This is a genomic window from Gilliamella sp. wkB18, assembly GCF_001690875.1.
GTDB classification, from domain to species: domain Bacteria; phylum Pseudomonadota; class Gammaproteobacteria; order Enterobacterales; family Orbaceae; genus Gilliamella; species Gilliamella apicola_A.
The window spans coordinates 1-1,959 of record NZ_LZHM01000098.1; the positions used below are offsets into that span (position 1 = coordinate 1).

Sequence of the window (1,959 nt, forward strand, 5' to 3'; positions counted from 1 at the left end):
AATTATCTGATAAAATCAGCAAAAATAACGTTGCCACCTTAGATTTAGCCGATTACACGCCGGCGATGCGAGAATTACAGCAAATCTTAACCGGCACACTAATATATTCAACCCAACGAAAAAAAGCCCTACCGCCACCGACTTTTACGGATAGGGATTTAAAGGAAGGGTTACGCAGAAGTTGGACAGCGGAGCAGATAGGGCATTTACTGGTGAAATATGAAAGTGAATGGTATGCAGATGAAGGGTTAAGCAAATGGAACGAAGTTGATGAGCTATTTGAAGAAGAAAAGCAACAACAAAAAGCGCTTATTGAAGCGGGATTAGATAAACTTGGCATCACCGAGCCTTATCAGCGAGACTTTGCCATGAAAAAAGTGGACGAAGCGCACGAACATGTCAAAAACAACTGGCAACTAGAAAAAGAAGAGCGCATCAAACCCTCACTGTGGTGGAAAAAAGTGGCAGAAGCACAAACAGTAATCTCTAACCAAACCCCTGTTAATGCTAACACGCAGATACTTTCTAACTTATCAATGGATGGAAAAGCGTGGTTTATTCATCCTGTGGGCATTTCTATTCTGAGAGAAAATAAAATAGATTATTGTTCAATAAAATTTCATAGAATTTCAAAAATAGTATTAAGGCATGAAGGAGGATATGTAAATAACCCAAATGATTCAGGAGGAGCAACAAATAGAGGAATAGCTTGGAATACATGGGTGGCATATGCAAAGCAAGATTTGGGAATAGATCCTACTTTAGATAATTTAAAAAAACTTACAGATGAACAGGCTGAAATTATCTATAGAAAAAGATATTGGCAACCAAAAGGATTTTGCAGAATAGAAAGTGATAGATTAGGGTTAATGATATATGATTGGTCAATTACTTCGGGGGGAGCAATAAAAAAAATACAACAACTTCTAGTGAACGAGTTTAATCAAAATCTTAATATTGATGGCAAAATGGGTGAGGAAACAGCTCTTATTATAAATTCTCTTTCTGAACAGGATAAATTATTAACACGTATTACTGAAATTAGAAAAGAATATTATACTAATTTAGCTATTAAAAAGGATGGTACCCATACGAAAAACTATGTGTTTCTAAAAGGTTGGTTAAATAGAGTAGATGATTGTTTAACAGTGAAAATTGACGAGGATTAGTGTATGCGAAACATATTTTTTGTTTTATTTTTTTTATTACATTTAGATTATGCATGCGCTTTAGATATTAATCAAACTTGGACCGAAGAAGTTTATCTAGAAAAAAATCAAATACCTTATAGTGTTTTTTCAATACAATTGAAAATTGATGCTAATAATAAAGTTGATGGGGAATTATGTTCTATTGTTAATTATGGTAATAAGATAGATTGCCCGATACCTTTTTCATCTAAATTAATTAATAATGAAATTGAAGTTCATTTTGATAGTACTTTTGGTGGTAAAAATGGTACAGCGGTTATTAAGCTACAAGCAAACAATTTAGTTTGGAATTTGATTACAAATCCTAATGGAGAATATTATTTTGCAAAGAAAGCAACATTACTTCCTGAAAAAATTGAAAACTATTAAATGATGATTTGCCGGCATTTATCAGTAAAACCCGAGTCTTAGCAGAGCAGTTACCGGAAAGTGAAAAGACCATTTTATTAGTTGAAAAAGAGGCAAGATTAATTCAGGCCGCTAAAGCTGAAGGGACGTTACCGGCAGGATTGGGGATACAGTTTATTGGCAATGCTAGTGATTATTACGTTAAAGTTAAGCCAGAATATACATTAAAGTTATCATCCAATCTTTCAGATAATGCAAGTAATATGGTGATTACAGGGATAAATGGGGTAGTTGAAAATAAGGAGGGTGAAGTTAGCAAGCACCGTTTAACGCAGGCAGATAAAACGGAGTTGATTAACCGTTATCAAGTGAATTATCCGGAATTAACCCTAGCTGATAT

General features: G+C 34.2%; 3 protein-coding genes. All 3 read left to right on the top strand.

Annotated elements, in window-relative coordinates:
• On the top strand, nucleotides 1-1,169 hold a 1,169-nt coding region (locus tag A9G48_RS11855; protein ID WP_218057881.1), incomplete at its 5' end, for a glycoside hydrolase family 108 protein.
• A gap of 3 nt (nucleotides 1,170-1,172) precedes the next feature.
• Nucleotides 1,173-1,580, top strand: coding sequence for a hypothetical protein (locus tag A9G48_RS10020; RefSeq protein WP_065576137.1), 408 nt, complete (start codon nucleotides 1,173-1,175; stop codon nucleotides 1,578-1,580).
• 8 nt (nucleotides 1,581-1,588) lie between these two features.
• On the top strand, nucleotides 1,589-1,959 hold a 371-nt coding region (locus tag A9G48_RS10025), incomplete at its 3' end, for a hypothetical protein (RefSeq protein WP_141672997.1).